Source organism: Pseudomonas sp. CP4 (genome assembly GCF_047758505.1).
In the GTDB taxonomy this organism is placed as follows: domain Bacteria; phylum Pseudomonadota; class Gammaproteobacteria; order Pseudomonadales; family Pseudomonadaceae; genus Aquipseudomonas; species Aquipseudomonas fluorescens_AO.
The window spans coordinates 3,269,729-3,294,799 of sequence record NZ_CP180489.1; the positions used below are offsets into that span (position 1 = coordinate 3,269,729).

At 60.8% G+C, this 25,071-nt stretch carries 22 protein-coding genes and 1 pseudogene; 11 read left to right on the forward strand and 12 right to left on the reverse strand.

The features are described 5' to 3' along the window. Window positions 1-38: 38 nt before the first annotated feature. Both aroE and hemF read right to left on the reverse strand, forming a co-directional pair. Complete coding sequence (gene aroE, locus ACMYUN_RS14545) at window positions 39-860, reverse strand: shikimate dehydrogenase (RefSeq protein ID WP_415760965.1); 822 nt, start codon at window positions 858-860, stop codon at window positions 39-41. Window positions 861-869: 9 nt separating this feature from the next. Beyond that, window positions 870-1,784: an oxygen-dependent coproporphyrinogen oxidase gene (gene hemF, locus ACMYUN_RS14550; RefSeq protein WP_415760966.1), complete on the reverse strand. Its 915-nt coding sequence runs from the start codon at window positions 1,782-1,784 to the stop codon at window positions 870-872. 150 nt (window positions 1,785-1,934) lie between these two features. On the opposite strand from hemF, the gene ACMYUN_RS14555 reads away from it, so the two are divergent. Continuing rightward, window positions 1,935-2,912 (forward strand): quinone oxidoreductase family protein, encoded by a 978-nt coding sequence (locus ACMYUN_RS14555; protein ID WP_415760967.1) that lies wholly within the window; start codon window positions 1,935-1,937, stop codon window positions 2,910-2,912. A gap of 177 nt (window positions 2,913-3,089) precedes the next feature. On the opposite strand, the gene ACMYUN_RS14560 is transcribed toward ACMYUN_RS14555, so the two are convergent. From ACMYUN_RS14560 to ACMYUN_RS14575, 4 genes and pseudogenes are all read right to left on the reverse strand, one after another. Beyond that, on the reverse strand, window positions 3,090-3,797 hold the full coding sequence (locus ACMYUN_RS14560; RefSeq protein WP_415760968.1) for a hypothetical protein: 708 nt from the start codon (window positions 3,795-3,797) through the stop codon (window positions 3,090-3,092). A 222-nt stretch (window positions 3,798-4,019) separates the two neighbouring features. Continuing rightward, window positions 4,020-4,577 carry an L-threonylcarbamoyladenylate synthase gene (locus ACMYUN_RS14565; protein WP_039757175.1) on the reverse strand — a complete coding sequence of 186 codons (558 nt, stop codon included), beginning with the start codon at window positions 4,575-4,577 and terminating at the stop codon, window positions 4,020-4,022. A 55-nt stretch (window positions 4,578-4,632) separates the two neighbouring features. Then, window positions 4,633-5,729, reverse strand: a pseudogene (gene dprA, locus ACMYUN_RS14570) (DNA-processing protein DprA). 84 nt (window positions 5,730-5,813) lie between these two features. After that, entirely contained in the window at window positions 5,814-6,839 is a 1,026-nt protein-coding gene (locus ACMYUN_RS14575; protein ID WP_415760969.1) for a LysM peptidoglycan-binding domain-containing protein, read from the reverse strand. Window positions 6,840-6,998: 159 nt separating this feature from the next. Here ACMYUN_RS14575 and def point away from each other — a divergent pair, with 159 nt between their 5' ends. The 5 genes from def to ACMYUN_RS14600 all read left to right on the forward strand — a co-directional run bounded on the left by def (window position 6,999) and on the right by ACMYUN_RS14600 (window position 11,680). Continuing rightward, window positions 6,999-7,505, forward strand: a complete 507-nt coding sequence (gene def / locus ACMYUN_RS14580) for a peptide deformylase (protein WP_016772378.1) — start codon at window positions 6,999-7,001, stop codon at window positions 7,503-7,505. 57 nt (window positions 7,506-7,562) lie between these two features. Beyond that, a complete protein-coding gene (gene fmt, locus ACMYUN_RS14585; RefSeq protein WP_415760970.1) occupies window positions 7,563-8,522 on the forward strand; it encodes a methionyl-tRNA formyltransferase in 960 nt (319 codons plus the stop codon). Next, a complete protein-coding gene (gene rsmB / locus ACMYUN_RS14590; RefSeq protein ID WP_415760971.1) occupies window positions 8,519-9,829 on the forward strand; it encodes a 16S rRNA (cytosine(967)-C(5))-methyltransferase RsmB in 1,311 nt (436 codons plus the stop codon). Before fmt ends, rsmB begins: the two co-directional genes overlap by 4 nt. A gap of 21 nt (window positions 9,830-9,850) precedes the next feature. Further along, window positions 9,851-11,227, forward strand: a complete 1,377-nt coding sequence (gene trkA, locus ACMYUN_RS14595) for a Trk system potassium transporter TrkA (protein ID WP_415760972.1) — start codon at window positions 9,851-9,853, stop codon at window positions 11,225-11,227. A gap of 138 nt (window positions 11,228-11,365) precedes the next feature. Beyond that, on the forward strand, window positions 11,366-11,680 hold the full coding sequence (locus tag ACMYUN_RS14600; RefSeq protein WP_415760973.1) for a tetratricopeptide repeat protein: 315 nt from the start codon (window positions 11,366-11,368) through the stop codon (window positions 11,678-11,680). Between the two features lie 51 nt (window positions 11,681-11,731). Here ACMYUN_RS14600 and ACMYUN_RS14605 read toward each other — a convergent pair whose 3' ends face one another. Together ACMYUN_RS14605 and ACMYUN_RS14610 are read right to left on the reverse strand one after the other, a co-directional pair. Then, on the reverse strand, window positions 11,732-12,619 hold the full coding sequence (locus tag ACMYUN_RS14605; RefSeq protein ID WP_039757181.1) for a lysophospholipid acyltransferase: 888 nt from the start codon (window positions 12,617-12,619) through the stop codon (window positions 11,732-11,734). Between the two features lie 41 nt (window positions 12,620-12,660). After that, a complete protein-coding gene (locus tag ACMYUN_RS14610) occupies window positions 12,661-13,218 on the reverse strand; it encodes a DNA-3-methyladenine glycosylase I (RefSeq protein WP_415760974.1) in 558 nt (185 codons plus the stop codon). An 81-nt stretch (window positions 13,219-13,299) separates the two neighbouring features. Between ACMYUN_RS14610 and glyQ the strand changes: the two genes are divergently transcribed. The 4 genes from glyQ (at window position 13,300) to ACMYUN_RS14630 (ending at window position 17,711) form a co-directional block, all read left to right on the forward strand. After that, window positions 13,300-14,253 carry a glycine--tRNA ligase subunit alpha gene (glyQ, locus tag ACMYUN_RS14615; protein ID WP_129998029.1) on the forward strand — a complete coding sequence of 318 codons (954 nt, stop codon included), beginning with the start codon at window positions 13,300-13,302 and terminating at the stop codon, window positions 14,251-14,253. Continuing rightward, window positions 14,250-16,304: a glycine--tRNA ligase subunit beta gene (glyS, locus tag ACMYUN_RS14620; RefSeq protein ID WP_415760975.1), complete on the forward strand. Its 2,055-nt coding sequence runs from the start codon at window positions 14,250-14,252 to the stop codon at window positions 16,302-16,304. Before glyQ ends, glyS begins: the two co-directional genes overlap by 4 nt. A 4-nt stretch (window positions 16,305-16,308) precedes the next feature. After that, window positions 16,309-16,848 (forward strand): D-glycero-beta-D-manno-heptose 1,7-bisphosphate 7-phosphatase, encoded by a 540-nt coding sequence (gmhB, locus tag ACMYUN_RS14625; protein WP_165368387.1) that lies wholly within the window; start codon window positions 16,309-16,311, stop codon window positions 16,846-16,848. Window positions 16,849-16,931: 83 nt separating this feature from the next. Next, the gene (locus tag ACMYUN_RS14630) at window positions 16,932-17,711 is read left to right on the forward strand and encodes a lysophospholipid acyltransferase family protein (RefSeq protein ID WP_415760976.1); all 780 of its coding nucleotides are present in this window, start codon (window positions 16,932-16,934) and stop codon (window positions 17,709-17,711) included. 167 nt (window positions 17,712-17,878) lie between these two features. Here the strand turns inward: ACMYUN_RS14630 and ACMYUN_RS14635 are convergent, their stop codons facing one another. Beyond that, complete coding sequence (locus tag ACMYUN_RS14635) at window positions 17,879-19,414, reverse strand: ATP-binding protein (protein WP_415760977.1); 1,536 nt, start codon at window positions 19,412-19,414, stop codon at window positions 17,879-17,881. Between the two features lie 165 nt (window positions 19,415-19,579). Here ACMYUN_RS14635 and ACMYUN_RS14640 point away from each other — a divergent pair, with 165 nt between their 5' ends. After that, on the forward strand, window positions 19,580-20,299 hold the full coding sequence (locus tag ACMYUN_RS14640) for a response regulator transcription factor (RefSeq protein ID WP_415760978.1): 720 nt from the start codon (window positions 19,580-19,582) through the stop codon (window positions 20,297-20,299). 101 nt (window positions 20,300-20,400) lie between these two features. Here the strand turns inward: ACMYUN_RS14640 and gyrB are convergent, their stop codons facing one another. From gyrB to dnaN, 3 genes are read right to left on the reverse strand one after another with little or no spacing between them, the layout of a single operon-like run. Continuing rightward, a complete protein-coding gene (gene gyrB, locus ACMYUN_RS14645) occupies window positions 20,401-22,818 on the reverse strand; it encodes a DNA topoisomerase (ATP-hydrolyzing) subunit B (protein WP_024014948.1) in 2,418 nt (805 codons plus the stop codon). A gap of 5 nt (window positions 22,819-22,823) precedes the next feature. Then, window positions 22,824-23,927: a DNA replication/repair protein RecF gene (gene recF, locus ACMYUN_RS14650; RefSeq protein ID WP_016772389.1), complete on the reverse strand. Its 1,104-nt coding sequence runs from the start codon at window positions 23,925-23,927 to the stop codon at window positions 22,824-22,826. Between the two features lie 14 nt (window positions 23,928-23,941). Continuing rightward, window positions 23,942-25,045 carry a DNA polymerase III subunit beta gene (gene dnaN, locus ACMYUN_RS14655; protein WP_016772390.1) on the reverse strand — a complete coding sequence of 368 codons (1,104 nt, stop codon included), beginning with the start codon at window positions 25,043-25,045 and terminating at the stop codon, window positions 23,942-23,944. Window positions 25,046-25,071 lie beyond the last annotated feature (26 nt).

Sequence of the window (25,071 nt, forward strand, 5' to 3'; positions counted from 1 at the left end):
ACACACCGCAATCTCGAGCAGGCTCACGCCTACAGGGGTTATTGCGCTAGCTGGCGGCGCAGTTCGGCGAGTACCGGCGCGGTATCCGGGCGTACGCCGCGCCACAGCAGGAACGCCTCGGCCGCCTGCTCGGCGAGCATGCCCAGACCATCCATTGCCAGCGCCGCGCCGTGCGCAGTGGCCCAGCGGCAGAATGCGGTCGGTTCCTTGCCGTACATCATGTCGTAGCACAGGGTCTGGCCCGGCTCGATCAGACTTGGCGCGATCGGCGGCACGTCACCGGTCAGGCTGGCGGAGGTGGCGTTGATGACCACGTCCACCGGCTCGCGCAGCCAGTCGAAACCACTGGCCGACACCGGCCCCAGATCGGCGAATAATTCCGCCAGCAGCTCAGCCTTGTCCACCGTGCGATTGGCGATGATCACCGAGGCCGGTTTCTCCGCCAGCAACGGCTCCATCGCACCACGCACCGCGCCGCCGGCACCGAGCAAAAGGATGCGCTTGCCGGTCAGGCTGAACCCGGCATTGACCGTCAGATCGCGGACCAGGCCTGCGCCATCGGTGTTGTCGCCGAGCAGTGATCCATCGTCCAGTTTGCTCAAGGTGTTCACCGCACCGGCGCGCTGCGCGCGGGCGGTCAGGCTGTTGGCCAGACGGTAAGCGTCTTCCTTGAACGGCACTGTCACGTTGGCGCCGCGCCCTTCGCGAAAGAACGCCGTGGCGCAGCCGGCAAAATCATCCAGCGGCGCGAGCAGCGTGCTGTAGTCGAGGCGCTGGCCGGTCTGTTCGGCAAACAAGTGGTGAATCATCGGCGATTTGCTGTGGCCGATCGGGTTACCGAAAACAACGTAACGATCCATCACAAGTCCTCAGGCCTCGGCCAGCCAGTCGCGATCCTGCAGGAAGTATTCGGTCAGGCGCGCTTCTTCGCTGCCCGGCTCGGCCTTCCAGTCATAACCCCAGCGCACTTGCGGCGGCAGCGACATCAGAATCGATTCGGTACGGCCGCCCGACTGAAGGCCGAACAGCGTGCCACGGTCGTAAACCAGGTTGAATTCGACGTAGCGGCCACGACGGAATTCCTGGAATTCGCGCTGCTGAGCGGTGAAGGCGTCATTCTTACGCCGCTGCACGATCGGCAGGTAGGCGTCGATGTAGGCATCGCCGATGGCGCGCATGAAGGCGAAGCTGGTGTCGAAATCCCACTCGTTCAGATCATCGAAAAACAAGCCGCCTATACCGCGTGGCTCGTGACGGTGCTTGATGTGGAAGTACGTGTCGCACCAGGCCTTGTACCGCGGATAGACGTCGGCACCAAACGGCGCACAGGCTTGCTCGGCGACGCGGTGCCAGTGAATGCAATCTTCCTCGACGCCGTAATACGGGGTCAGGTCGAAACCGCCGCCGAACCACCAGACCGGTTCTTCACCTTCTTTTTCAGCGATGAAAAAGCGCACGTTGGCGTGGGAGGTCGGCACATGCGGGTTGTGCGGGTGAATGACCAGCGACACGCCGAGTGCCTCAAAACCGCGCCCGGCCAGCTCCGGCCGATGGGCGCTGGCCGAGGGCGGCAGGCCGCTGCCGAATACGTGGGAAAAGTTGACGCCGCCCTTTTCGATCAGCGTGCCGTTTTCCAGCACACGGGTGCGACCGCCACCGCCCGCCGGTCGGGTCCAAGCGTCTTCGGCGAAGCTTTTGCCGCCGTCTTCGGTTTCCAGTGCTGCGCAGATGCGGTCTTGCAGATCGAGCAGATAGGCCTTTACGGCGTCGGTGCGGGTCGTCATGGCTTCACCTTGAATCGGGCGGCGCCCCGGCAGACGGGCGGCGCAAATAGGCGCGTAGCATACCATCGCGGACCGGCGCGCCGCAGTTGACGAAGATCAAGCAGGGGAGTTGGATAGGGGGCTTACCGATGACCCAAGGAGAGCAGGCAGATGGCAAAGCGTATCCAGTTCCGCGCCCACGGCGGTCCCGAAGTGCTCGAGTATGTTGACTACGAACCGGCGGCGCCCGGACCGAACCAAGTGCGCGTGGCCAACCAGGCGATCGGCCTGAACTTCATCGACACCTATTACCGCAGCGGCCTCTATGCGCCACCCACGTTGCCTTCTGGCCTGGGTTCGGAAGGCGCCGGTATCGTCGAAGCGGTCGGCAGCGACGTCACCCGGTTCAAGGTCGGCGATCGCGTGGCATACGGCAGCGGCCCGCTCGGCGCCTACAGCCAGTTGCATGTTCTGCCGCAGGACAATCTGGTGCACCTGCCCGATCAAATCAGTTTTGAAACGGCCGCCGGGGTCATGCTCAAGGGCCTGACCGTGCAGTACCTGCTGCGCCAGACCTACGAGCTGCAGGGCGGCGAAACCATTCTGTTTCACGCCGCAGCCGGTGGCGTCGGCTCGCTGGCCTGCCAATGGGCCAAAGCGCTGGGCGTGAAGCTGATCGGCACCGTCAGCTCCAAGGAAAAAGCCGAACTGGCCAAGGCCAACGGCGCCTGGGCCACCATCGACTACAGCCATGAAAACGTGGCCGAGCGCGTGCTGGCACTGACTGACGGCAAGAAAGTCCCGGTGGTGTACGACGGTGTCGGCAAGGACACTTGGCTCACATCCCTGGACAGCGTGGCCCCACGTGGCCTGGTCGTGAGCTTCGGCAATGCTTCGGGCGCGGTCGACGGCGTCAATCTGGGCATTCTCGCCGCCAAAGGCTCGCTGTACGTCACCCGGCCGACGCTGGCGACCTACGCCAACAACGCCGAGAACCTGCAGCGCATGGCCGACGAGCTTTTCGAGATGATCATCAGCGGCAAACTGAAGGTCGACATCAGCCAGCGCCATGCATTGGCGGATGCGGCGAAAGCGCAAACCGAACTGTCGGCACGGCGCACCACCGGTTCGACGATTCTGTTGCCGTAATTCCAAGTGGATACTCGGCGAACTCTTCCATGAGTTCGCCGAGTATCTTGCAGCTATATCAAATACATCTTGCGGTGAAGTTTCTTCGCTGCCGGCCTACGCCCTGCGAACTTCCTGCGCAACTTCCTGGATTCATATACAAGCCATTTCTCAGCCCATTCTTCAATCACTGGCGGATCAATACTGGCGGTTGTATTCATCACGATACTCCGGCTGATGCGCGTTCATGTTCACAGGCTGATCCAGGGCCATCAACACTTGCCGCCATTCGGCAGACAACAGCCAATAATCGCCCCGGGCACGTTGCTCGATATGCATTGCCTGCGAAGCAATCGGTGTCAGGCCGAAGCGCTGATACAGTTGCCGCTGTGGCGATCTGCACAAGGCTGTCACTCCCTGATATCCGCGATCGATCGCCCATTCCGCCGCAGTGGCAAGCAGACCATTGACCGACACCGGCCGGTGCTGCTGGGAATGGGTGATCAGGCGGCTGAACTCGACGTGGCGCGCCAATGCCACTGTGGGAGAAACATGATGCTGGGCCAGTGAGGCCCATTCGAAGGGCGCCGGGGTTGCCCGCAGCACCGCAATAAGCTGATCTCGCTGATACAACAAAAAGTGCGTACTGCGTGAGGTAATCGCCAATCGGGTCTCCAGCGCCCGGGCTCTGGAGGTGAGCATGTAATGCTGCAATCGCAGGCGAAACTGTCGATTGATGAAGCGTTCAAACTCCCCGGCATCCGACCCTGCCTCAAGAATGGCCACACGATACTCGGCCTGTTGATTCTTGAGTGTTTCCTGAAAGCCCTGCAGATAATCCTTGAGGTGTAAATCCGTAATATCCATTACTTCTCCGCAGCCATTAACATTTCGAAGTTGCTTCAAGCACACTGAAGAATGGTTGCTTTTGAAAATCTCGCCACTGCGCGTGTTCTGATAATCACGTGGGAAAACTTACAGATATTGCAGACCCAAAGATTCGTCTGACGCATGAAAGAACAATGGCATCGGATAAGTTTTAAACAGACACCGGAATCAATCGCTGGCATGCGCAAAACTCCTCGGCAATAGCGCCGAGGAGTCCGCAAAAAAATAAAAAGAATGGCGTCAGTCAGGACGAACGACGTTACCGGTGGCGAGGTCGCGGATCACGCTGGGGTTCTTGCGCCCGCCAAGGCTGCCGCCGAGCACCAGATCGACTTGCCCGCGGAAATACTGCTCGATGCGCAAACGCGTGCGCGCTGGCGGTCGCCCCTGTGGGTTGGCCGAAGTCGAAATCAAAGGCCCGACCAGCGAGCACAAATCGCGCACTTGCGGGTGATCACTGACCCGCAGCGCCACGGTGTCATGCACGCCTGTGACCCATTCCGGCAACAGGTTCTGATGCGGCACCAGCCAGGTATTCGGCCCCGGCCAGGTACTGGCCATGCGGTCGATCCAGTCCTGCGGGAAGTCCTCGAACAGGAAATCGAACTGACGGATGTTGTCCGCGACCAGGATCAGACCTTTGCTGACCGAGCGATTCTTGATCGCCAGCAAGCGGTCCACCGCGTCTTCATTCCACGGGTCGCAACCCAGCCCCCAGACGGCTTCGGTTGGATAGGCAATCACCGCGCCGGCGCGAACTTCACGCGCGGCTTGTTGCACACGCCAACTGTTGACCATGAAAAAACTCTCCACAAACAGGTTTCGCGCAGTTTACCGATCTTCCTCGTAAAACCTAGCTTGTCCGCGCCAGCCAGCGACCGTTTTCGCACACCGCGCGGCCGTCGATCTCCAGCTCGGTCAGCGCCGCCAGCACTTTCGGCAGTGCCCAGCCGCAGCTTGCGGCCAGGGCCTCGCTGGTGTGCGGCGCCGCGTGCAGCAGCGCCAGCAACGGGTGATCGGCCTGCGCCGCCGCCGTGGATAACAGCGGCTGTGCCAGCCGCGCAGGGCTTCGAGGATATGTTCGATAGTCTCCACCAGCACCGCCCCGTCGCGAATCAACTGGTGACAACCGCGCGCGCCGGGGTGATGGATCGAGCCCGGAATCGCATAAACCTCGCGGCCCTGTTCGGCTGCCAGCCGCGCCGTGATCAACGAGCCGCTGGCAACACTGGCCTCGACCACCAGCACGCCGAGGGACAACCCGCTGATGATGCGGTTGCGCCGGGGAAAGTTGCTCGGGCTCGGCCCGGCGTCCAGCGGAAACTCGGAAAGCACCGCGCAGCCCGAGGCAATCATCGCCTCAGCCAGGCGTTTATTGCGCTGTGGATAAAAATTTTCCAGCCCCGTGCCGAGCACACCCACGGTCAAGCCGCCAACATCCAGAGCGGCCTGATGGGCAGCGGCATCGATGCCCAGCGCCAGACCACTGGTGATGACAAAACCGGCCCCGGCCAGACTGCGGGAAAACGCCGCCGCCGTGTCCATCCCGGGACGCGAAGCGCGACGGCTACCGACCATCGCCAGCTGCGGTTTCTCCAGAATCGACGGATCGCCGGCAACGAACAGGAGTGGCGGCGGATCGGGAATTTGTGCCAGCAACGCTGGATAATCCGCTTGGTCCCACATCAGTAAATGTTGGTCGGGGTGCTCTAGCCAGCGCATTGCGTGGCTGGCGCCGTCACGCACCGTCGGACAGCGCCTTGCCTCGGCACAGTTCGCCGGCAACCCCAGCGAGCGCCAGGCACTGGCTGGCGCGCTGATGGCTTTCGACGCCGAGCCGAAGGCTTCGAGCAGTTTGGCGAAACGCTTGGGGCCGATATCCGGCATGCGGTGCAGGCGCAGACGCGCTTCCAGTTCCGCCGGGGAAATGGCCGTACTGACAGACAACATGAATGGATCATCCTTGATCGTTCTATGCTCCGAACCATTCGGAACAAGCTGTGGATAACTCTGTTGGTAACTTGTTAAGCAAGCTTACGGATTTCGCACCTTGTCGAGCACCGCCAGCGAGCGTGAAGCGTTGAGCACAAGGCCGTAACTGAGTTTGTCGTAGGTGCGGAACACCATCAGCAGGCCGGCGCGTTCATCGGGGATCTTCAGCGGCTGGCCAGTGATCCGGTCACGTACGGTTTCGCCGGTTTTCATCACCGCCAGGACATTGCCTTCGGCCAGACCGTCTCGTTTGCCCTTGTTCAGGGTGACCACGTCCATCACACCGATCTGCGTGACGCCGCGCGGTACATCGATGATCAGCCCGTCGATGGAACGCTTCGGCGCGCTGGGCATGAAAGTCGAATTGATCGAACGTTCTTCACCGCCGAACAAGCGGTCACCGAGTCTCACTTCCTGGGTGGTGCGTTGCAGGGCGAGAGTGGCGACGTCGCCTTCGCTGGCAACAATTTCGCCGCCACCGATATCGTCGGCGTTGATGCCGAGAAACTCCTTGGTTTGCGGGTCGGTGTAGACCTTGCCCTGGCGGAAGATGCCGTACACCGGTTGCTCCGGATCGAAATGGCCGCGGGCGAAGATGCGGTCACCGGTACCACTGAGCACGCGTTCGGCATCGCCGGCAACGATGTAAGGCGCCTTGTCGAAATCTTCGGCCTTGTCGACGATGCGGTTGCTCAGCAGAAAGCTGTTGATCGATTTCAGCGGAATGCTCGGAATCGCCTCGGCCACCGGGCTGGTGCGGATTCGTGGCGAAAGTTTGATGGTGCCGCGCGACTCGCCCCGATTGACGGTCAGTTGCGGCTGGCCGTTGACGTAGCTGAGGGTCAGCGTGTCGCCGGGGTAGATCAGGTTGGGGTTTTCGACCTGCGGGTTGGCCCGCCACAGCTGTGGCCATTGCCACGGCTGGCGCAGGTATTTGCCGGAAATGTCCCAGAGGGTATCTCCGGAAACCACCGTGTATTGCTGTGGAAAACCGTCCTTGAGTTGCACTTGCCCTTGTGCGGCGCCGGCCGCAGCCAGGAGCAGCAGGGCGAGTAGTGTTTTCCTCATGCAGTGAATCCCTTTATCATGTGCATTCGCGTGAATCGTCAGAGCCCCCGTGGCTCGCTTCTGTTTTTCAGAAGCTACGCTTCACAACGGTAGCCTGCATCCTCGGACCCGCCAGGCCATCGACCCGACTTTACTCAACGTGTGCAGCAATCGAAGCCTATGGCCATTTTAAACATCCTCGAATTTCCGGACCCGCGTCTGCGCACTATCGCCAAACCAGTGGCTGTAGTGGACGACGAAGTGCGCCAGTTGGTCGACGACATGTTTGAAACAATGTATGAAGCGCCGGGCATCGGCCTCGCCGCGACCCAGGTCAACGTGCACAAACGTATCGTCGTCATGGACCTGTCCGAAGACCGTACCGAGCCACGGGTGTTCATCAACCCCGAGTTCGAACCGCTGACCGACGAGATGGATCAGTATCAGGAAGGCTGCCTCTCGGTACCGGGCTTCTACGAAAACGTCGACCGCCCGCAAAAGGTCAAGATCAAGGCCCTGGACCGCGACGGCAAGCCCTATGAGCTGATCGCCGAAGGCCTGCTCGCGGTGTGCATCCAGCACGAATGCGACCACCTCAACGGCAAATTGTTCGTCGACTACCTGTCCACGCTCAAACGCGACCGGATCAAGAAGAAGCTGGAAAAGCTGCACCGCCAGAACGCTTGATGCCCCTCTTCAAAGGCTTGCTGCGGCAAGCCTTTTTCTTTTTATGAGACGCCTTTCATGACTGAGCCACTGCGCATTGTTTTTGCCGGTACCCCGGAATTCGCCGCCGAACACCTCAAGGCCCTGCTGAGCAGCCCGTACGAGATCGTCGCGGTCTACACCCAGCCGGATCGCCCGGCCGGCCGTGGGCAAAAACTGATGCCGAGCCCGGTCAAACAACTCGCCCTGGAAAATAATATCCAGGTGTTGCAGCCGCCGACCTTGCGCAATGCCGACGCCCAGGCCGAACTGGCTGCGCTGAAGCCGGATTTGCTGGTAGTGGTCGCCTACGGTTTGATCCTGCCGCAAGCGGTGCTGGATATACCGCGTCTGGGTTGCATCAACAGCCATGCATCGCTGCTGCCGCGCTGGCGCGGTGCGGCGCCGATCCAGCGCGCGGTCGAACACGGCGATGCCGAAAGCGGTGTGACCGTGATGCGCATGGAAGCCGGCCTGGATACCGGGCCGATGCTGCTCAAGGTCGTCACCCCGATCAGCGCAGATGACACTGGCGGCACCCTGCATGATCGCCTCGCCGAGATGGGGCCGCCCGCTGTGGTGCAGGCGATTGCCGGTCTGGCTGCCGACACCCTGAAAGGTGAGGTGCAGAATGACGAACTCGCAACCTACGCACACAAACTCAACAAAGACGAAGCACGCATTGACTGGAACCGTCCGGCGGTGGAGCTGGAACGTCTGGTCCGCGCCTTCAATCCATGGCCGATCACCCACAGCACGCTCAATGGCGAAGCGTTGAAAGTGCTGGCCGCGACCGTGGCCGACGGCAATGGCGCTCCGGGTGAAATCCTCAGCGCCAGCAAGGACGGCCTGATTGTCGCCTGCGGTGCACGAGCGCTGTGCCTGACCCGCCTGCAATTGCCCGGCGGCAAGGCGCTGAACTTCAGCGACCTGTTCAACAGCCGCCGCGAGAAATTCGCCGTCGGCAGCGTGCTCGGCGCAGCGGTGGACGCGCAATGAACCCGCGTCTGGCCGCCGCCAAGGCTCTCGCCGCTGTGCTCAGCGGCAAGGCTTCGCTGAACAGCTCTCTGCCGACGCAATTGGACAAGGTCGAGGATCGCGATCGCGGCTTCACTCAGGATCTGGCCTTCGGCACCGCGCGCTGGCAGCCACGCCTGTCGGCACTGGCGGAAAAATTGCTGCAGAAACCGTTCAAAGCCGCCGACGCTGACGTCGAGGCTTTGCTGCTGGTTGGTCTGTACCAATTGCTCTACACCCGCGTGCCCGCGCACGCCGCCATCGGCGAAACCGTCGGTTGTGCCGACAAGTTGAAAAAGCCTTGGGCCAAAGGTCTGCTCAACGCGGTGCTGCGCAATGCCCAGCGCGAAAGCGAGACGATCTTCGCCGAACTGGAACGCGACCCGGTGGTGCGCACCGCCCACCCGCGCTGGCTGCAAAAATCCCTGAAAGCCTTCTGGCCGCAACAATGGGAAGCGATCTGTGCAGCGAACAACGCGCATCCGCCGATGATCCTGCGGGTCAACCGCCGCCATCACAGCCGCGATGCTTATCTGGCGCTGCTGGGCGAAGCCGGGATTGCCGCGACGCCATGCGTTTACAGCCGCGACGGCATCGTCCTCGAAGCCGCTGCCGACGTGCGCAGCCTGCCGGGTTTCGCCGAAGGCTGGATCAGCGTGCAGGATGAAGCTGCGCAACTGGCCGCCGACCTGCTCGATCTGGCGCCGGGGCAACGGGTGCTCGACGCCTGCTGCGCACCCGGCGGCAAGACTTGCCACATCCTCGAAGCCGAGCCAGCGCTGACCGGCGTGGTGGCAGTGGATCTGGAAGCCAAGCGTCTGGTGCGGGTGAAGGAAAACCTTGAGCGCCTCGGCCTCGACGCTGAACTGATCGCCGCCGACGGTCGCGATATCGATAAATGGTGGGACGGCAAACCGTTCCAGCGCATCCTCCTCGATGCACCTTGCTCGGCCACTGGGGTGATCCGCCGCCATCCGGACATCAAGCTGACCCGCCAGCCCGACGACATCGTCGCCCTCGCGCAACTGCAAGGCGAGCTGCTCGATGCCATGTGGAAGACCCTCGAAGTCGGCGGCATCCTGCTCTACGCCACCTGCTCGACGCTGCCGACCGAGAACACCGAAGTCATCGCCGCGTTCCTCGAACGCACACCCGGTGCGCGGGAACTGGATCTGGCCACCGCGGCCGGGATCAAGCAGCCCCACGGTCGCCAATTGCTGGCCCAGCAGGGCGGACATGACGGGTTCTACTACGCCAAGCTGATCAAGATCGCTGCCGCGCGCGGCTAAACGGATTCATGGAGTGACTGGATGAAAATCATCATCCTCGGTGCGGGACAGGTCGGCGGTTCGCTGGCCGAACATCTGGCCAGCGAGGCCAACGACATCACCGTGGTCGACACCGATGGCGAGCGCCTGCGCGACCTCGGCGATCGGCTCGACATCCGCACCGTGCAGGGCCGTGGCTCGTTGCCGTCGGTGCTGCGTCAGGCCGGTGCCGATGACGCCGACATGCTGGTGGCGGTGACCAACAGCGACGAAACCAACATGGTCGCCTGCCAGGTCGCCCACACGCTGTTCCACACGCCAACGAAGATCGCCCGGGTGCGCGAAGCTTCGTACCTCAATCGCGAGGAGCAGCTGTTCCAGAACGAAGCGATACCGGTCGACGTGCTGATCAGCCCCGAGCAGGTCGTGACCCATTACATCAAGCGCCTGATCCAGCATCCCGGCGCGTTGCAGGTGATCGACTTCGCCGAAGGCGCGGCGCAACTGGTGGCGGTGCGCGCCTATTACGGCGGGCCGCTGGTCGGCCAGCAATTGCGCCAGTTGCGTGAGCACATGCCGAATGTCGAAACGCGCGTGGCGGCGATTTTCCGCCGTGACCGACCGATCCTGCCCCAGGGCGACACGGTGATCGAGGCGGATGACGAAGTCTTCTTCATCGCTGCCCGTGAGGATATTCGCGCAGTGATGAGCGAAATGCGCCGCCTCGACGAGACTTACAAACGCATCGTCATCGCCGGTGGCGGGCAGATCGGCGAGCGCCTGGCCGAGGCCATCGAAAGCCGTTACCAGGTGAAGATCATCGAGATGAGCCCGGCGCGTTGCCGTTATCTCTCCGACACGCTCGACAGCACTGTGGTGCTGCAGGGCAGCGCTTCGGACCGAGACCTGCTGCTGGAAGAGAACATCGCCGACGCCGATATCTTCCTCGCCCTGACCAATGATGACGAAGCCAACATCATGTCCTCGCTGCTGGCCAAACGGCTGGGGGCGAAGAAGGTCATGACGATCATCAACAACCCGGCCTACGTCGACCTGATCCAGGGCGGCGACATCGACATCGCCATCAGCCCGCAACTGGCGACCATCGGCACCTTGCTCGCCCACGTGCGCCGAGGCGATATCGTCAGCGTGCACTCACTGCGACGCGGCGCGGCCGAAGCGATCGAGGCGATTGCCCACGGCGATGCCAAGTCGAGCAAGGTCATCGGCAAGCCGATCGAGAAGATCGGCCTGCCACCGGGCACCACCATCGGCGCGGTGATCCGCAACGAGAAAGTGATCATCGCCCACGACGACACGGTGATCGAAGCGGGCGACCACGTGATTCTGTTCCTTGTGGATAAAAAGCATATTCGCGATGTGGAGAAGCTGTTTCATGTGGGTTTGAGCTTTTTCTGATCCCACCACTGATCGTTCCCACGCTCTGCGTGGGAACGCCTCAGCGGACGCTCCGCGTTCAGCTGTTGAAGGGACGCGGAGCGTCCCGGGCTGCGTTCCCACGCGGAGCGTGGGAACGATCATGCGAGGTTGAATAAAATGCTCGAATCCCTGGAAAAAATGCTCGCCAAGGGTGTGGATAACGCTTTGTTGCGCTTCGGCCTGGGCAAGGGGTATCTGGATCTGGGCGAAAACGCCAAGGCTGTCGAGCATTTTCAGCGTTGTGTCGCGTTCGACCCGAAATACTCGGCGGCGTGGAAGCTGCTGGGCAAGGCGCAGCTGGCGCTAGGCGATCACGCCGCTGCGCGTCAGGCCTGGGAACAGGGCCTGGAAGCCGCCCGCGCCCACGGTGACAAACAGGCCGAGAAGGAGATGACGGTGTTCCTGAAGAAGCTCGAGCGGCAGGCGCTTTGAGCTACAGACGGGCCAAGGCGTCTGTTTTAACCGTCACCCAAGCGAAGTTGCTCAGTACCAGCGCGCCTCACCCGGGGGACGCTTCTTGAAGCGTTTCATGCTCCACATGTACTGGCTCGGATACGCCGCGACGTAACGCTCGACCACTTTGCTCATGGCCGCGCAGGATTCGGCGGTATCGGTGCTGTACATCGCTTCTGGCGCGGCTTCGAGGATCACTTTGTAGCCCGAGCCGTCAGGCAGGCGCAGGGCATGCAGGAACACACCGACCGCTTTGCCGCCGGCCAACATGTTCGGCACGAATTTGCTGGTCAGCGCCTGAGTGGCGAAGAACGGCACGAAAATCCCGGCGGATTCGGCCGGCTCCGGGTCGGCGGGGATGCCCACGGCACCACCCTTACGCACTTCCTTGATGACGCTGAGAATGCCCTCCTTGGTCGACGCCGCGACCTTGTTGCCCAGCTGCACGCGCTGTTTGCGCAGCAATTCATCCACTGCCTTGAGCTTCGGCGGACGGTAGAAAATGATCGGTTTGCACTGGCTGCAATAGAAGTGGTTGAGCACTTCCCAGTTGCCGAGGTGGCTGGTGATGCCGACCACGCCTTTGCCCGAAGCCAGCGCGTCTTTCAACACATCGAGACCTTCGACCTCACGGACCAGATCGATCGAGCGCTGCGCCGGCCAGATCCACGCGCAGGCGCTTTCGGTCAGCGACTTGCCGATGTCTTTCAGACTCTGCCCGACCAGACGCTCACGTTCGGCCGCATCCATCTGGGGAAAACACTTGGACAGGTTGATCCGCACCACGTCGCGGGAACGGTTGGGGGTTTTCCACATGATCCAGCCGATCGCCGAACCCACGGCCTGCACGGCTCGCCATGGCAGCAGGGCAAACAGCCGCAGAGCGCCTACCAGCAAGGCGCCTTTAAACTTTTCCACAGGTCACTCCTGATCTTTGTGCTGTGCGCAAGGCGGGCATTCTAACCGGCGTTGGCAAGCTGCGCGTAGCGGTCGCAATCCTGGGTGTGGTCCATGACCATGCCCGAGGCCTGCATCAGCGCGTAGCAAATGGTCGGACCGACGAAGGTGAAGCCGGCTTTTTTCAGCGCCTTGCTCATCGCCAGCGCTTCGGGGGAGATCGCCGGGACTTCGCTGCGATCCTTGAAATGATTGATGATCGGTTGGTCGCCCACGAATGACCAGAGCAATGCCACCGGATCCTCCAGCGCCAGCCACGCCTGGGCATTGCGCCGCGCGGCGTTGAGTTTCAGGCGATTGCGGATGATGCCCGGGTCGAGCATGAGCTCGTCGATTTCGGCATCGCTCATCTGCGCCACGCGCTGCACGTCAAAGCCGAACAGCACCTCGCGATAGCGCTCACGTTTGCGCAACACGGTTATCCACGACAGCCCGGCCTGGAACCCTTCGAGCAAAAGCAACTCGAACAAACCCTGCGCATCGCGTAGCGGCGTGCCCCACTCCTGATCGTGATAAGCCATGTACAGCGGATCTTCGGTACACCAAAAGCAGCGTGGCATAAGGCTCCAGGGGGCGTGCGCAGCAACGAATCGGGTATACTCCCGCTCTTTAAATCGCAGCCCAAGAAACAGGTGAATTTCGTGAGCCAGCCTACGCCAGCCGTGCGTACCTTCCAAGACTTGATCCTCGCGCTCCAGCAATACTGGGCCGAGCAAGGTTGTGTGGTACTTCAGCCCTACGATATGGAAGTAGGCGCCGGCACTTTCCACACCGCGACCTTCCTGCGCGCCATTGGCCCGGAAACCTGGAACGCCGCGTACGTGCAGTCAAGCCGCCGTCCGACTGACGGCCGTTATGGCGAAAACCCGAACCGTCTGCAGCACTACTACCAGTTCCAGGTCGTGCTCAAGCCGAACCCGGACAATTTCCAGGAACTGTACCTGGGCTCACTCAAGCATGTCGGCCTCGACCCGCTGGTGCACGACATCCGCTTCGTCGAAGACAACTGGGAATCGCCGACCCTCGGCGCCTGGGGTCTGGGCTGGGAAGTCTGGCTCAACGGCATGGAAGTCACCCAGTTCACCTACTTCCAGCAAGCGGGCGGCATCGAGTGCTACCCGGTGACCGGCGAGATCACCTACGGTCTCGAGCGTCTGGCGATGTACCTGCAAGGCGTCGATTCGGTCTACGACCTGGTCTGGGCTGACGGGCCGTTCGGCAAAGTCACCTACGGCGATGTGTTCCACCAGAACGAAGTGGAGCAGTCCACCTACAACTTCGAACACGCCAACGTCGACAAACTGTTCGAGCTGTTCGACTTCTATGAAAGCGAAGCCAAGCGCCTGATCGAACTCGATCAGCCGCTGCCGTTGCCGAGCTACGAAATGGTCCTGAAGGCGTCGCACACCTTCAACCTGCTGGATGCGCGCCGGGCGATCTCGGTGACTGCGCGTCAGCAATACATTCTGCGCGTACGCACCCTGGCGCGTTCCGTTGCGCAAGCCTACCTGCTGGCACGCGCCAAGCTGGGCTTCCCGATGGCGACCCCGGACCTGCGTGATGAAGTACTGGCCAAGCTGGAGGCTGCACAATGAGTGCGCAAGATTTTCTGGTTGAACTGGGCACCGAAGAACTGCCGCCCAAAGCCCTGAACACTTTGGCTGATGCGTTCCTTGCCGGTATCGACAAGGGCCTGCAAGCCGCCGGCCTGAGCTACGAAAGCAAAACCGTTTATGCCGCGCCCCGTCGTCTGGCCGTGCTGATCACTGCGCTGGCCACTCAGCAGCCGGATCGCAGCATCAACCTCGATGGCCCGCCGCGTCAGGCGGCGTTCGACGCTGACGGCAATCCGACTCAGGCCGCCCTCGGCTTCGCCAAGAAGTGCGGCGTCGAGCTGAGCGAAATCGACCAGAGCGGTCCGAAACTGCGCTACAGCCAGAACATCGCCGGCAAGCCGACTGCGAGCCTGCTGCCAACCATCGTCGAAGACTCGCTGAACGACCTGCCGATCCCGAAACGCATGCGTTGGGGTGCGCGCAAGGAAGAATTCGTGCGTCCAACCCAGTGGCTGGTGATGCTGCTCGGTGACCAGGTCATCGACTGCACGATCCTTGCGCAGAAGGCTGGCCGTGACTCCCGTGGCCACCGTTTCCATCACCCGCAAAGCGTGCGCATCAGTTCGCCATCGAGCTACCTCGCTGACCTGCGTGCCGCTTACGTATTGGCCGATGCCAACGAGCGTCGCGAGATCATCAGCAAGCGCACCGAAGAGCTGGCTACCCGTCAGGAAGGCACCGCAATCGTGCCGCCGGCGCTGCTCGACGAAGTGACCGCACTGGTCGAATGGCCGGTGCCGCTGGTGTGTTCCTTCGAGGAACGCTTCCTCGACGTGCCGCAGGAAGCGCTGATCACCACCATGCAGGACAACCAGAAGTATTTCTGCCTGCTGGATGCCGACGGCAAATTGCTGCCACGTTTCATTACCGTGGCCAACATCGAAAGCAAAGACCCGCAGCAGATCATCGCCGGTAACGAGAAAGTGGTTCGCCCACGTCTGACCGACGCCGAGTTCTTCTTCAAGCAGGACAAGAAGCAGAAGCTCGAAGACTTCAACCTGCGCCTGCAGAACGTGGTGTTCCAGGAAAAGCTCGGCAGCGTCTACGACAAGGCCGAGCGCGTATCGAAACTGGCGGCGTACATCGCCGCACGCATCGGCGGCAACGCTTCGTGGGCCGCCCGCGCGGGCCTGCTGTCGAAGTGCGACCTGGCCACCGAAATGGTCGGCGAGTTCCCGGAGATGCAAGGCGTCGCCGGTTACTACTACGCCCTCAATGACGGCGAGCCGCAGGACGTCGCGCTGGCCTTGAACGAGCAGTACATGCCACGCGGTGCCGGGGCTGAATTGCCGGCGACCCTGACCGGTGCAGCTGTCGCCATCGCCGACAAGCTCGACACCCTGGTCGGCATCTTCGGTATCGGCATGCTGCCAACCGGCAGCAAAGACCCGTATGCCCTGCGCCGTGCGGCACTGGGCGTGCTGCGTATCCTGATCGAGAAACAACTGGACCTGGACCTGAACGACGCCGTGGCTTTCGCGGTGAATGCATTCGGCGCCAAGGTCAAGGCTGCCGGCCTCAACGAAGCCGTGCTGGAATTCATCTTCGACCGCCTGCGGGCGCGTTATGAAGAAGAAGGCGTCGATGTCGCTACTTACCTGTCGGTCCGTGCCCTCAAGCCGGGCTCGGCGCTGGACTTCGACCAGCGTGTGCAAGCGGTGCAGGCCTTCCGCAAACTGCCGGAAGCGGCAGCGCTGGCAGCGGTGAACAAGCGTGTGTCGAACCTGTTGAGCAAGGTCGAAGGCTCGGTACCGACCGTGGTCGAAGCCAAGTATTTCGACAACGCCAACGAGTTCTCGCTGTATTCGGCAATCCAGCAAGCGGACCAAGCGGTGCAGCCAATGGCCGCGGCGCGTCAGTACAACGAATCGCTGGCACGCCTGGCCGCCCTGCGCGAGCCGGTCGACGCGTTCTTCGACGCGGTGATGGTCAATGCCGACGATGCCAACGTGCGGGCCAACCGTTACGCGCTGCTGGCGCGTCTGCGTGGCTTGTTCCTGGGTGTTGCCGACATTTCGCTGCTGGGTTGAGGGATTGCTGTTGAAACTGCTGATTCTCGATCGTGACGGCGTGATCAATTACGACTCCGATGCCTACATCAAGTCGGTGGAGGAGTGGATTCCGCTGCCCGGCTCGATCGAAGCGATCGCGCAGTTGAGCAAGGCCGGCTGGACGGTGGCGGTGGCCACCAACCAGTCGGGCATTGCTCGCGGCTATTACGACATCGCCACCCTCGAGGCCATGCACGCGCGCCTGCGCGAGCTGGTCGCGGAGCAGGGTGGCGAAGTTGGCTTGATCGTGTATTGCCCGCATGGCCCGGACGAAGGCTGCGATTGCCGTAAACCGAAACCGGGAATGTTGAGAACCATTGCCGAGCATTACACGGTGCCGTTGACCAATGTCTGGTTCGTTGGCGACAGCCTTGGTGACCTGGAGGCCGCCAAAGCCGTCGATTCACAGCCAGTTTTGGTGAAGACCGGGAAAGGCGAAAAGACCCGGGGCAAAACCCTGCCGGTGGGCACTCTGATTTTTGACGATCTGGCGGCGATTGCCGCAGAACTTATCCACAACTAGAGTACTTCTGAATTTCCTGGCCAGGGATTGCTCGGGAGTGCGCTTGAACAGTCGGGCATTGCCCCGTAACGGTAACCGTCGCCATGTCGATACTGCGGGCCTTCAGAATCTTTGTTTTCTATCTGCTGCTGGGTACAACAGCGTTGCTGTGGTGCAGCCTGAGCTTTTTCATCGCGCCGTTTCTGTCATTCAAGGCGCGCTATCGTTTCATCAATGTCTACTGGTGCCGTTGCGCCCTGTGGCTGACCAAGGTGTTCCTTGGTATCCGCTACGAAATCAAAGGCGCGGAAAACGTGCCAGACCGGCCCTGCGTGATTCAGTCGAACCACCAGAGCACTTGGGAGACGTTCTTTCTCTCCGCTTATTTCTCGCCATTGAGCCAGGTGCTCAAGCGCGAATTGCTGTACGTGCCGTTCTTCGGCTGGGCCATGGCCATGCTGCGCCCGATCGCCATCGACCGCGACAACCCGAAAGCCGCGCTCAAACAAGTCGCAGCCAAAGGCGACGAACTGCTCAAGGACAACGTCTGGGTGCTGATCTTTCCCGAAGGCACACGAGTCCCCTACGGCACTGTCGGAAAATTCTCCCGCAGTGGCAGCGCGTTGGCTGTGAATGCGGCGCTTCCGGTGCTGCCGATTGCACACAATGCCGGCAAATTCTGGCCAAAAATCGGCTGGGGCAAACAGTCCGGAGTGATCACCGTGGTCATCGGCGAACCGATGTATGCCGAAGGCAGCGGGCCGCGCGCTATCGCTGATCTGAATGACCGTGTGCAGGCGTGGAACGAGAAAACCCAGCGCGAAATGGGTTCGCTACCGCAGGCGCCACAGGCACCGGCAGCCAGTGATCAACTGGCTGTCTGAATTTTGTGGATAACCTGTGTACGCTTTCGTTTAAAAAGTCCGCAACCGTTATCTAACGTATTGTTTTTAAAGTATATTTCTTTATCGACAAATTGAACGAAATCCGTGCATAAGTTTTATTCCGATGTAAAAAAACCGGTCCTTATAGCCGGTTTTTTTGTGCTTGTTCATTCGGCAATCAGCGGCAACTCGATGCGGAATGTGGTTCCCGCATCGACCACGCTGTGACACTCGATCGTACCGCCATGATGATCAATCACAGCTTTGACCATCGACAGACCCAGGCCCACGCCGTCGATGCCTTGGGCTGAGGAGAAACGCCGATACTGGCTGAACAGGTCAGGCAATTCATCAGCAGCAATCCCTTTGCCCTGATCGGTCAATTCGCAGCGCAGCCATGACCCACAACAGCTGACCTTCAGTTGCACGGTGCTGTTTGCCGGACTGTACTTGATGGCGTTTTCCAGCAGATTGAACAGGGCGCGCGTCAGCAATCCCTGATCGGCGAGAATCAGCCGCTCCTGGCATTCCTCATCAACTTCGTTGAGTAGCTCGATGCGTTTCTGCTGTGCGATGGGCAGCGCCTGATCAAGGACGTCCAATACCAGCATCGCGAACAACGTCGGGCGGAACTGGTAGGTCTCGGACTCAGCTCGCGCCAACAAGACGAAACCATCGGTCAGATCCAGCGCGCGGCGCACCTGACGCTCAATTTGCTCGAACAACGGCGCATCAGCGCCCGCTTGATGGCGATTCACATCGAGCAGGGCGAGGATCGCCGAATGCGGCGCGCGCAGGTCGTGGGAAAGAAAGCGCAGCAGGACGCCGCGTTGCTCCTCGGCGGCGCGCTCGGCGCTCAAATCCGTCAGGCTGAGCAGCCAACCGATCGGTGTATCGCCATCGACCGGTAGCAACGCCGCTCTTTCCAGGCGCAGGCTGCGTTCCTTGTGATCGCGGAACTCCAGTAGCGCCAGCGTGGCCAGCGCCGGTCGCGGCGCTGTGGATAAATCCGGATAGCCGAGCCGAGCCAGTTGCTCGAGTACGTCGTCCCCTACCAATGGATCTTCGAACAGCTCACGCGCTTTGCGATTGCCCAGCAGAATCTTGCCCTGCGGATCACTGATCAGCGTCGCCACTGGCAGGTATTCCAGGCCATCGGCAATGAAACGTCGGGTATCGCGGGTGCGGCTCATGGCTTGTTCGAGCGCCATGATCTGGCCTTGCAGTTGATCAGTTCCGGTAAAACGAGTCCGGCGTCGTTCCGGGAAGACTTTCGGTTCACTGTCCAGACGCGCCAGCTCCCAGCCGAAATAGGTCAGCACCACACTCAGGCGCCGCCAGTTCCAGATCAGGTAACCGAACAACATGCCCAGCGCCGCAGATGTCGGCGACCACCAGTGGCGGATCTCGGCGAGCAGGGCACTGCTGATCAGCGCACCGGCCATGCCGATCAAGGTTACCCACAGCGCCCAACGCGGTCGCCACAGCAACAATCCCAGCACACACGCGACCATCGTCACCGACAGCAGCGCGCCAAGCGCCGGCGACGGATTGTGCAGATTGACCTGAGCGCGATAAGACAACAGGCCAGTCAGCGGTAACAGCACTAGACTTATCCACAACCACTCGCGCACCAACCGCCGGAACAGACGCTGGACCTGGCTCGGCTCCCGACTTTCAAGTCGGCGTTGAGGTTTATTCATGGCGCAAACGGCAAAGCGATGTGGGATGTGCTCATAGGTCTCAGGTCTGAGGCGTAGACCCGAAGAATCATAGCGGACGTCGACTACCGACGGGCTGCTTCTTTCATCGCGGCCGGGGAGTCGCTATTGTCGACATCCCAGCCCCAGCGACAAGGAACACCGCCGATGCGCGTTGCCATTCTGGACGACGAACCCGCCGAACTGCGCCGGGTCGAGCAAACCCTGGAGCAAATGGCCGAAGTTGGGGAACAGCCGTGGTCACTGCACAGCTTCGAGCGTGGCGAAGACTTGTTGCGCCAGTTACGCCGGGAAACGTTCGACCTGCTGATCCTCGACTGGCAACTTCCCGACCTCACGGGTCTGGCACTGCTGCGCTGGACCCGTGAACACATGGACGCGCCACCGGCCGCGATCATGCTGACCAGTCGCGACGGCGAAAGCGATATCGTTCAAGCCCTGAATGCCGGGGCCGATGATTATGTCAGCAAGCCGTTTCGCCCCAACGAGTTGAAGGCGAGGGTAGCGGCGGTATTGCGCCGGCATAGCCAACCGCGCAGTGCGGCAGGTGAAGTACAAACGTTTCACGACCTGACTTTCGACGACGCCGAATTGACCGTAACCCGCGAAGGCAAACCGATCCTCATGACTGAGCGCGAATACCGACTGGCGCGGTGTCTGTTCAGCAACCTGGGGCGACCATTGTCGCGGGATTATCTGTACGAGCGCTTCTGGCCGAACGAGGAAACAACTTCCTCGCGGCCGCTGGATACGCATATCTACCGATTGCGCAACAAGCTCGGGCTGACGGCAGATCGGGGTTGGCAGTTACTGACGATCTATGGGTATGGCTATCGTCTCGAAAGTGTCGCAACTGCGGTCGAGTAGCCCATCCCAAGCAAAATGCCCGGACTGGCTTGGAAGGACAGACCCCGAAATAAAAAAGGCCAACGCGATGCGTTGGCCTTTTTCGTTGACGACAACCTGGATCAGAAATCCAGGTTCGAAACCGCCAGCGCGTTACTCTCGATGAAGTCCCGGCGAGGTTCGACCGCATCACCCATCAGGGTGTTGAAGATCTGGTCTGCGCCGATGGCGTCTTCGATGGTGACCTTCAGCATGCGTCGCACGCTTGGGTCCATGGTGGTTTCCCACAGCTGATCAGGGTTCATTTCGCCCAGACCTTTGTAGCGCTGGATGGTGTGGCGCTTGGTGCTTTCGGCCATCAGCCAGTCGAGGGCTTCCTTGAACTCGGTGACGGCTTTCTTGCGCTCGCCACGCTGGATGTACGCGCCTTCGTCGAGCAGGGTGCTCAGTTGCGCGCCCAGGGTGACCACGGTTTTGTAGTCGTTACTGCCGAAGAAGTCGCGGTTGAAGGTGACGTAGTTCGACAGGCCGTGGGAGATCAGTTCGACCTCCGGCAGCCAGACGCCACGTTCACGGTCTTCGCGCAGGCTGGCCTTGTAGACCAGGCCGGACTTCTCGTTGGTGCGCAGGCGAACTTCATACTGGGCCAGCCACTCTTGCATCGCTGCGTGGTCGCCCAGAGTTTCGAGGCTGACGGCCGGCAGATAGATGAAGTGCTCGGTCAGCTCCTGTGGGTACAGGCGCGACAGGCGCTTGAGCGTCTTCATGACCATGCGGAAGTCGTTGACCAGACGTTCCAGCGCTTCACCGGAAATGCCCGGGGCTTCTTCGTTCAGGTGCAGGCTTGCATCTTCCAGGGCCGACTGCGTCATGTACTCTTCCATGGCGTCGTCGTCTTTGATGTATTGCTCTTGCTTGCCTTTCTTGACCTTGTACAGCGGTGGCTGGGCGATGTAGATATAGCCACGCTCGATCAGCTCCGGCAGCTGACGGAAGAAGAAGGTCAGCAGCAGGGTGCGGATGTGCGAACCGTCGACGTCAGCATCGGTCATGATGATGATGTTGTGATAGCGCAACTTGTCGATGTTGTACTCTTCGCGACCGATGCCGCAGCCCAGCGCGGTGATCAGCGTGCCCACTTCCTGGGACGAGATCATCTTGTCGAAACGGGCTTTCTCGACGTTGAGGATCTTGCCCTTCAACGGCAGGATCGCCTGGGTCTTGCGGTTACGTCCCTGCTTGGCAGAGCCGCCCGCGGAGTCACCCTCCACCAGGTACAGTTCGGACAGCGCCGGGTCTTTTTCCTGGCAGTCAGCGAGTTTGCCCGGCAGGCCGGCGATGTCCAGCGCGCCTTTGCGGCGGGTCATCTCACGGGCCTTGCGCGCAGCTTCACGGGCACGGGCGGCGTCGATCATCTTGCCGACCACCAGCTTGGCTTCGTTCGGGTTCTCCAGCAGGAAGTCGGAGAAGTACTTGCCCATCTCCTGTTCGACCGCGGTTTTCACTTCGGAAGACACCAGCTTGTCTTTGGTCTGCGAGCTGAACTTCGGATCCGGCACCTTCACCGAGATGATGGCGGTCAGGCCTTCACGGGCATCGTCACCGGTGGTGGCGACTTTGTGCTTCTTCGCCAGACCTTCCTGCTCGATGTAGTTGTTCAGGTTGCGCGTCAGTGCCGAACGGAAGCCCACCAGGTGGGTGCCGCCGTCGCGCTGCGGAATGTTGTTGGTGAAGCACAACAGGTTCTCGTTGAAGCTGTCGTTCCACTGCAGGGCGATTTCCACGCCGATGCCGTCTTCGCGCTGGATGTTGAAGTGGAACACCTGGTTGACCGCAGTCTTGTTGGTGTTCAGGTATTCAACGAACGCACGCAGGCCGCCTTCATACTTGAACAGTTCTTCCTTGCCGCTGCGCTCGTCCTTGAGGACGATGCCGACACCGGAGTTGAGGAAGGACAGTTCACGAATGCGCTTGGCGAGGATGTCCCAGCTGAAGTGAATGTTCTTGAAGGTTTCGCTGGAAGCCTTGAAGTGGATCTGGGTGCCGGTGGTCTCGCTGTCGCCAACGATGGCCATCGGTGCCTGAGGCACGCCATGGACGTAGGTCTGTTCCCAGATCTTGCCACTGCGGCGGACGGTCAGGACCAGTTCTTCGGATAGTGCGTTCACTACCGAAACACCTACACCGTGCAGACCGCCGGAAACCTTGTAGGAGTTGTCGTCGAACTTACCGCCAGCGTGGAGGACGGTCATGATGACCTCAGCGGCAGAAACGCCTTCCTCTTTATGCACGTCTACCGGGATGCCACGACCGTTGTCTTTGACGGTAATGGATTCGTCCGGGTGAATAATGATGCTGATGTCGTCGCAATGGCCGGCAAGGGCTTCGTCGATCGAGTTGTCGACCACCTCGAACACCATGTGGTGCAGACCGCTGCCATCGTCGGTGTCACCAATGTACATACCGGGACGTTTGCGTACGGCATCCAGGCCTTTCAGCACTTTAATGCTCGTTGAGTCGTACGTATTTTCTTCGCTCAATGCCTTCACTCCCGATGGTCGTGGGTCTGGGTGATACGGCCCTGTTCCACGTGGAACAAAGCGACTGGCGTTTCCGTCTGCCAGCCTTCCCTCAGTAATTCGTGATCTACACAGGTGATGAACACCTGGCAGCGTAAGTCTTCCAGCAAGCGGCACAGCGCGCGACGGTGGCTCTCGTCCAGCTCGGACGGCAAGTCATCCACCAGATAAATACACTGTCCGCGACGGGCCTGGCTGACCAGATGCCCTTGGGCAATCCGTAGCGCACAGACCACCAATTTCTGCTGACCCCGGGACAGGATGTCTGCGGCATTGTGTGCGCCCAATCTGAGACGCAAATCAGCGCGTTGCGGTCCGGCCTGGGTGTGCCCCATCTGCTGGTCCCGTTGCACGGAACCGGCGAGTACGGCGCTCAATTCGCGGTCCTTGTCCCAGCCTCGGTAATAGCTGAGCGTCAAACCCTCAAGCTCAACCAGTTCGCTCAAGGTCTGTTCGAAGACCGGTTTCAAGGCTGTGATGTAAGCGCGGCGGTATTCATCGATTTCGGCGCTGGCCTGGCACAGTTCCCTGTCCCATACCGCTTGCGAAACGGCGTCAAGTGTACCATGCCGCAGCCAGGAGTTTCTCTGGCGCAGCGCCTTCTGCAAACGCTGCCAGGTGGCCATGAAACGCGGTTCAACGTGGAACACACCCCAGTCGAGAAACTGCCGGCGAATCTTCGGCGCGCCTTCCAGCAGACGGAAGCTGTCCGGGTTGATCAACTGCAACGGCAGGATCTCCGCCAGCTGCGCAGCGCTACGGGCGTTCTGGCCATCGATGCGAATCTGGAACTCGCCCTGACGGTCGCGAGAAATCCCCAGCGCACTGTGTCCGCCTTCAGCCAGCTCAACCTGACCAAATACAGTACAGGCGAGCTGTTCGTACTGAATGACGGGCAACAGCCGCGTGCTGCGAAACGAACGGGCAAGCCCCAGCAGATGAATGGCTTCCAGAACGCTGGTTTTGCCGCTGCCGTTGGCGCCGTAAAGAATGTTGATGCGGGGGGAGGGGGAGAAGGTCACCGGGTGCAGATTACGCACCGCGGTGACCGAAACACGACTTAACGACATTCAGGATCAGCTGATTACAGACGCATCGGCATGACAACGTAAGCCGAGTCGTCATTGTCGGACTCTTGCACCAGCGCACTGCTGTTGGAGTCGGACAGGATCAGGCGAACCTGCTCGGTGGTCATCACGCCCAGCACGTCGAGCAGATAGCTGACGTTGAAACCGATCTCCAGCGAGCCGCCGTTGTATTCCACGCCCACTTCTTCTTCCGCTTCTTCCTGCTCCGGGTTGTTGGCCTGGATCTTCAACTGACCGCTGGCCAGTTGCAGACGGATACCGCGGTATTTCTCGTTGGACAGAATCGCGGTACGACTGAACGCTTCACGCAACGCCTGACGATCGCCGAGTACCAGCTTGTCACCACCTTTGGGCAGTACGCGTTCGTAATCCGGGAATTTACCGTCAACCAGTTTCGAGGTGAAGGTGAACTCGCCCGTGGTGGCGCGGATGTGATGCTGACCGAGGACGATGCTGACATTGCCATCCGGCTCAGTGAGCAGACGCGCCAGTTCGAGGATACCTTTGCGCGGCACGATCACCTGATGGCGATCCGGCTGACCGATATCGGCCTGCATCGAGCACATCGCCAGACGGTGACCGTCGGTGGCCACGGCGCGGATCACACCAGCGGAAACTTCCAGCAGCATGCCGTTGAGGTAGTAACGCACGTCCTGCTGGGCCATGGCGAAGCTGGTGCGTTCGATCAGACGACGCAGTTTGCTCTGCTCCAGGCTGCAGGTCAGCGAGCCCGGGCCTTCTTCGACGGTCGGGAAATCGTTGGCCGGCAGGGTCGACAGGGTGAAGCGGCTACGACCGGCCTTCACTACCAGCTTCTGCTCGTCGACCTTGATGTCGATCAGCGCATCGTTGGGCAGGCTCTTGCAGATGTCCATCAGCTTGCGCGCCGGCACGGTGATGGAACCTGTTTCAGCCGGCTCCTCAAGTTGCACGCGACCGACCAGCTCGACCTCAAGGTCGGTACCGGTCAACGACAGTTGCTGGCCTTCGACGACCAACAGCACGTTGGACAGTACCGGCAAGGTCTGTCGGCGCTCGACGACGCCTGCGACCAGTTGCAGGGGTTTCAACAGGGCTTCGCGTTGAATGGTGAAATGCATGGTCTAGTCCCTTGCCTTAATAAGCT